Below are 6,410 nucleotides of genomic sequence, written 5' to 3' on the forward strand. Positions count from 1 at the left end.
TGCGGTCGTACTCGAAGACCGGCGGGACGTGGTTCGCGGGCTCCGTGCCGCCGCGGAAGGGGTGGGTGCCTTCCATGGAGGCCCAGCCGTAGTTCTCGCCGCCCTCGCTGGAGGCCGGCGACCAGTCGATCTCCTCCCAGTCGCTCTGGCCGACGTCACCGATCAGCAGGTCGCCCGTGCCGGAGTCGAAGGAGAAGCGCCAGGGGTTGCGGAGCCCGTACGACCAGATCTCGTCCTTCGCGTTCGGGTCGTCGACGAACGGGTTGTCCGACGGGATCGCGTACGGCTCGGCGCCCGCCGGGTCGATACGCAGGATCTTGCCGAGCAGCGTGTCGAGCTTCTGGCCGTTGCCGTGCGGGTCGCCGCCCGCGCCGCCGTCGCCCAGGGCGATGTAGAGGTAGCCGTCCGGGCCGAACTTGATGTCGCCGCCGTTGTGGTTCTCGTACGGCTGCGTCTGGGTCAGGACCGTACGCCGCGTGTCCGGCTGGAGCGCGCCGTCCTGGACCGCGAACTCGTCGATCGTGCTGGTGCCTTCGAGGTTCGTGTACGAGATGTAGAAGTGCGTGAAGTCGTTGTCGAAGGCGACGCCCAGCAGGCCGCGTTCGCCGTCGGTGGTGGTCTCGGAGGATATGTCGAGGACGGGCTGGCCGAGGCCCTGGCCGGTCAGGACCCGTACGGTGCCCGCGCGTTCGGCGATCCAGACCGTGTCGTCGGGACCGGCGGCGCCGGCGATCGGGTTCTGGGCCGTGGCGACTTCGGTCAGTGCGACCGCCGCCTGCTTCGGGGCGGCGGGCTCGTCGGCGGACGCCGGGCCCAGGGCGAGGGAACCGACGAGGCAGATGGTGCCGAGGATCGCCGAGCTTCTGGTGCGTACTTTCACCGTGACCTCCTGGAGGCGGCGAATGGGGGGACCCGGCTGCATGGGCGCGATAGGTGGGGGCGCGCCCGGCGCCAGCACGCAACCTGGGTGGGGGGATTGAGTGCAACTGGCCACGGGTGAGGATACAGAGACAGGAGTGGTCTGGCCTAGACCAATACCCGTCCATTTCGCGGGAGTTGGACCCCAGCTCTACCGCAGGCGGTGGCGCCTCAGGAAGTTGTCGACCAGCAGATCGGTGAACGCCCGGTCGACGGGATCCCCGGTGACCAGGACGCGGTGGTAGATCGGTCCCACGAGCTGGTCGACCTCGGCCACCGTGTCGAGGTCCGGGGGGAGTTCGCCGCGTCGTACCGCGTTGTCCAGGGGAAGCCGGTCGCGGCGGCGCTGCTCGTCGAGGTACCGGGCGCGCAGGACGTCGGCGAACGCCGGGTCGTGCTGGGCGTGGCCGAGCAGGGCGGTGAAGACGGTGCCCGCGTCGGAACGGGTGAGGAACAGGGCCAGTTGGTGCAGGTGGGCGCCCAGGTCCTCGGCCAGGTCGCCGTGGTCGGGCGGGGTGAGGGCTTCCGTCGCGTCCTGGAGGAAGGCGTCCAGGAGGATGTCGGTCTTGGTGCTCCACCAGCGGTAGATGGTCTGCTTCGCGACGCCCGCGCTGGAGGCGATCCCCTCGATGGTGACGCCGGCGAAGCCCTTCTCCACCAGCAGGCCGTCGGCGGCCTCCAGTACGGCCTGCCGGGCGCGCTCGCTGCGCCCGTGCCGGTTGCCGTGGTGCTGGCGCGCCGCCGTCCGCCCGGCGCCGGAGCCCTCGGTCGCCGTGCGTCCTCGTTCCATGTCTGCCTCCACGGGGGAAAGGGTAAGGCCGGTATCTTCTAGACGTTACGCAACGGTGCGTCTAGCCTAGGATTCATGACACAGACCAGCACGCTCCAGGACCCCCGCGTCGTCACCGCTCTCGACGCGATGTTCGCCCGCGCCGCCCAGGACGAGGTGACCGGCGCCCGGATCGAGGCCGCACGGCCCGGCGGCTTCGCCCCGGCGAGCCCGCAGGAACTGGCGGACGCCAACGCGGAGGTGTACATGCCGATCTCGGCCGAGGGCGGGAAGCTCCTCTACAGCCTGATCAGGGCCGCGCGCCCGGCGACCGTGGTGGAGTTCGGCACGTCGTTCGGGATCTCCACGCTCTACCTGGCGGCGGCGGTACGCGACAACGGCACCGGCCGGGTGATCAGTTCGGAGCTGAGCGCGGACAAGATCGCCGCCGCCCGCCGCACCTTCGCCGAGACCGGACTGGACGACCTGATCACCGTCCTCGAAGGCGACGCCCGCGAGACCCTCGCCGCGCTGGATGGCCCGGTGGACTTCCTGCTGCTCGACGGCTGGAAGGACCTGTGCCTGCCCGTACTGCGCCTGCTCGAGCCGCGCCTCGCGCCGGGCACCCTCGTCGTGACCGACGACGTGGACCTGCCGGCGCTGGCTCCCTGCCTCGACCATGTGCGCGATCCGCGCAACGGGTACGAGAGCGTCACCTTCCCGGTCGAGGACGGGATGGAGATCAGCTGCCGGCTCTGAAGAAGGGGAAGGCCCGGCACCGGGAGACCGGTGCCGGGCCTGGTGGAGCGAGGCGGGTTACGCGGGGTCGATGCGGGAGACGCTGCCGCCGATGGCGAGGACGTACAGCTCCCCGTCGCCGCCCTGGACGAAGGAGATGACCTCGCCGTTGCTGACCCCGAGGTCGCTCTGGCCGGTCACCTTGCCGTTCCTCATCTGGAGCGTGCGCACCGTGCCGTCGCAGTAGTCGCTGTACAGGTACTGGCCCCTGAGCGCCGGGATCGCCGTGCCGCGGTACACGAATCCGCCCGTCACCGAGCAGCCCAGGCCGGTGCGGTCGTACTCGAAGACCGGGGGCACGTGGTTCGCGGGCTCGGTGCCGCCGCGGAAGGGGTGGGTGCCCTCCATGGAGGCCCAGCCGTAGTTCTCGCCGCCCTTGCTCCTCGCGGAGGCCCAGTCGATCTCCTCCCAGTCGCTCTGGCCGACGTCGGCGATGAGCATGTCGCCCGTGCCGGAGTCGAAGGAGAAGCGCCAGGGGTTGCGGAGCCCGTACGCCCAGATCTCGTCGCGCGCGTTCGGGTCGGCCACGAACGGGTTGCTCTTCGGGATCGCGTACGGCTTGCCGATGTACTTGCCGCCGGCCGGGTCGATGCGCAGGATCTTGCCGAGCAGCGTGTCGAGCTTCTGGCCGTTGCCGTGCGGGTCGCCGCCCGCGCCGCCGTCGCCGAGCGCGATGTAGAGGTAGCCGTCGGGGCCGAACTTGATGTCGCCGCCGTTGTGGTTCTCGTACGGCTGCGTCTGGGTGATCACGGTGCGCCGGGTGCTGGGCTGGAGCTTGCCGTTGCGCAGGGCGATCTCGTCGACGGTGCTGGTGCCTTCGAGGTCCGTGTACGAGATGTAGAAGTGCGCGAACCTCTTGTCGAACGCGACGCCCAGCAGGCCGCGTTCGCCGTCGGTGGTGGTCTCGGCGGAGATGTCGAGGACCGGCGCGCTGAGTCCCCGGTCGGTCAGGACCCGTACGGTGCCTGCGCGTTCGGCGATCCAGACCGTGCCCCGCGGTCCGGCGGCGCCGGCGATGGGGTTCTGGGCCTTGGCCACTTCCGTGAGCGCCACGTCTGCCGCCGGACGCGGGCCGCGGGGCTCGTCGGCGGCGGCCGTGGTCAGGGCGAGGGATGCGATGAGGGAGATGGTGCCGATGATCGCCGAGCTTCTGGTGCGGAACTTCACCGTGACCTCCTGGAGGCGGCGAATGGGGATGACCCGGCTGCTCGGGCAGTCGTCTGGGCGTTGCCCTGCGCCAACACGCAACCTGGGTAGGGGACTTGTGTGCCGCTGGCCACGGGTGAGAATACAGAGACAGGAGTGGTTGGCCTAGACCAATACCGGCTTCTGGCGAATTACGTGACGCGTTCGTCCTCGCGAGGCGTCGTGTGCCGCCTTCGTCGCCCGTCGTGCGCCCGGCGCACGGGTGCCCCTGTGGGGGAGGATGCCCGTGCGCCGTGGGTAGTCGCCCAACTACCTTGAGTAGCGTAGGAGTCCAGGGGGGCGGCCCGTACCGCTCCGCCGGGTAAACCGCCCGCAGGGATGGAACCGAAGCCCCGGGCCGCCCGACCGGTGTGCCCCCCGCGCCGACTACCCTGGGCAGTCGATCCATCCGTTCCGCCAGCAGGAGTGAAATGGCCGTCAATCTGGTCAATGTCGAGGCAGTCACCAAGGTGTACGGCACCCGTGCGCTGCTTGACGGTGTCTCCCTCGGCGTCTCCGAAGGGGACAGGATCGGGGTCGTCGGGCGTAACGGGGACGGCAAGACCACCCTCATCCGGATGCTCGCCAAGCTGGAGGAGGCCGACACCGGGCGGGTCACGCACAGTGGCGGGCTCAGGCTCGGCGTCCTCACGCAGCACGACTCGCTCGATCCCGCCGCCACCGTCCGGCACGAGGTCATCGGGGATCTCGCGGACCACGAGTGGGCCGGCAACGCCAAGATCCGGGACGTGCTCACCGGGCTGTTCGGCGGGCTCGACATGGCCGGGTTCCCGCAGGGGCTCGACACCGTCATCGGGCCGCTGTCCGGTGGCGAGCGGCGCCGGATCGCCCTCGCGAAGCTGCTCATCGCCGAGCAGGACGTGATCATCCTCGACGAGCCGACCAACCATCTCGACGTCGAGGGCATCTCCTGGCTCGCCCGCCACCTGCGCGAGCGCCGCTCCGCGCTCGTCGTCGTGACCCACGACCGGTGGTTCCTGGACCAGGTCTGTACGCGGATGTGGGACGTGCAGCGCGGCGCGGTGCACGAGTACGAGGGCGGCTACTCGGACTACGTCTTCGCCCGCGCCGAGCGCGAGCGCATCGCCGCCACCGAGGAGTCCAAGCGGCAGAACCTGGTGCGCAAGGAGCTGGCGTGGCTGCGACGCGGCCCGCCGGCCCGTACCTCCAAGCCGCGCTACCGCATCGAGGCCGCCAACGAGCTGATCGCGGACGTGCCGCCGCCCCGCGACACGTCCTCGCTGATGAAGTTCGCCAACGCCCGCCTCGGCAAGACAGTCTTCGACCTGGAGGACGTGACCGTCCAGGCCGGGCCGAAGGTGCTGCTCAAGCATCTGACCTGGCAGCTCGGCCCCGGCGACCGGGTCGGTCTCGTCGGCGTCAACGGCGCCGGCAAGACCTCCCTGCTGCGCGCGCTCGCCGAGGCCGCCCGCACCCAGGGCGACGTCCAGCCCGAGGCCGGGAAGGTCAGCGTCGGCCGGACCGTCAAGCTGGCGTACCTCTCGCAGGAGGTGGGCGAACTCAAGCCCACGCTGCGGGTGTTGGAGGCCGTCCAGCAGGTGCGCGACCGGGTCGACCTCGGTACGGGGCGGGAGATGACCGCCGGGCAGCTCTGCGAGCAGTTCGGCTTCAGCAAGGACAAGCAGTGGACGCCCGTCGGCGACCTCTCCGGCGGCGAGCGGCGCAGGCTCCAGATCCTGCGGCTGCTGATGGACGAGCCCAACGTGCTGTTCCTGGACGAGCCGACGAACGACCTCGACATCGAGACGCTGACGCAGCTCGAAGACCTGCTCGACGGCTGGCCCGGTTCGATGGTCGTCATCAGCCACGACCGGTTCTTCATCGAGCGGACGACGGACAAGGTGTACGCGCTCCTCGGCGACGCCAGCCTGCGTCATCTGCCGCGCGGCATCGACGAGTACCTGGAACGGCGGCGCAAGGTCGTCGAGTCGGCGCCCCCGGCGTCCGCCCAGGCGCGCTCCGGCGGCACGTCCGCCCCGGCCGCCGCGCCCGCCGCCTCAGCGAAGGACAATCGCGCGGCGAAGAAGGAACTCCAGCGAATCGAGCGGCAGCTCGACAAGATGTCGACGCGTGAGACCGCCCTTCACGGACAGATCGCCGAAAGCGCCACGGACTTTGACAAGGTGGCGAAACTCGACAGCGAACTCCGTGAACTCGTAGCGCAGCGCGACGAGTTGGAGATGCGCTGGATGGAGCTCGCCGAGGACGCGTAGAGGTCCGGTACAGACCTCATAACAACAGCGTCACGGGCCGGTCCTCCCTTGGGAACAGGGGTGGACCGGCCCCTCCCGTACCACGGGACGAGTGATACAAAGAAGCCCCGCTCGACTGACGTGACACTGCGGATTCCAAGCCCGAATCGGCTCCATTCCGACGGCATCGGCTGACATTCGACAGCCGAATTGCCAGGCCGCCGGAATAGCGGGGGAGACCGATCGGGTGAGGGACCGTTCGACAAGGGGGAATGGCTGATGACCCAGCCACCCAGCCAGCCGCCGCCGCCGGGACAGCAGCCGGGCCAACAGCCGGGATACGGCCACCCGCAGGGACCGCCGCCGCAGGCGGAGCCCGGGTACGGCTACCCGCAGACACCGCCCGTCCCGGGTCAGCCGCCGGGCCAGCCGCCGCAGCCGGGGCCGTACAACCAGCCCGGCCCGTACGGTCAGCCGCAGGGCCAGCCCGGCCCGTACGGGCCGGG

Annotated in this window: 5 protein-coding genes and 1 pseudogene; 3 read left to right on the plus strand and 3 right to left on the minus strand. The window is 70.2% G+C overall.

Annotated features, from left to right (window positions below):
* Nucleotides 1-880: PQQ-dependent sugar dehydrogenase (locus tag BHU15_RS24255; protein WP_069629140.1), on the minus strand; the 880-nt coding region annotated here is incomplete at its 3' end.
* Nucleotides 881-1,069: 189 nt separating this feature from the next.
* Nucleotides 1,070-1,708 (minus strand): TetR/AcrR family transcriptional regulator, encoded by a 639-nt coding sequence (locus BHU15_RS24260; protein WP_069629141.1) that lies wholly within the window; start codon nucleotides 1,706-1,708, stop codon nucleotides 1,070-1,072.
* Nucleotides 1,709-1,783: 75 nt separating this feature from the next.
* On the opposite strand from BHU15_RS24260, the gene BHU15_RS24265 reads away from it, so the two are divergent.
* Nucleotides 1,784-2,446: an O-methyltransferase gene (locus BHU15_RS24265; protein WP_069629142.1), complete on the plus strand. Its 663-nt coding sequence runs from the start codon at nucleotides 1,784-1,786 to the stop codon at nucleotides 2,444-2,446.
* Nucleotides 2,447-2,503: 57 nt separating this feature from the next.
* Here the strand turns inward: BHU15_RS24265 and BHU15_RS24270 are convergent, their stop codons facing one another.
* A complete protein-coding gene (locus tag BHU15_RS24270) occupies nucleotides 2,504-3,652 on the minus strand; it encodes a PQQ-dependent sugar dehydrogenase (protein WP_069629143.1) in 1,149 nt (382 codons plus the stop codon).
* Nucleotides 3,653-4,101: 449 nt separating this feature from the next.
* Here BHU15_RS24270 and BHU15_RS24275 point away from each other — a divergent pair, with 449 nt between their 5' ends.
* A complete protein-coding gene (locus tag BHU15_RS24275; protein WP_069629144.1) occupies nucleotides 4,102-5,925 on the plus strand; it encodes an ABC-F family ATP-binding cassette domain-containing protein in 1,824 nt (607 codons plus the stop codon).
* Between the two features lie 258 nt (nucleotides 5,926-6,183).
* Nucleotides 6,184-6,410, plus strand: a pseudogene (locus BHU15_RS38550) (outer membrane protein assembly factor BamB family protein); the annotation flags it as partial.

Source organism: Streptomyces niveus, assembly GCF_001723055.1.
Lineage (GTDB): Bacteria > Actinomycetota > Actinomycetes > Streptomycetales > Streptomycetaceae > Streptomyces > Streptomyces niveus.

Coding starts and splice junctions, on each gene's coding strand:
- BHU15_RS24265 (WP_069629142.1), top strand. CDS start 1,784: ATGACACAGACCAGCACGCTCCAGGACCCCCGCGTCGTCACCGCTCTC.
- BHU15_RS24260 (WP_069629141.1), bottom strand. CDS start 1,708: ATGGAACGAGGACGCACGGCGACCGAGGGCTCCGGCGCCGGGCGGACG.
- BHU15_RS24275 (WP_069629144.1), top strand. CDS start 4,102: ATGGCCGTCAATCTGGTCAATGTCGAGGCAGTCACCAAGGTGTACGGC.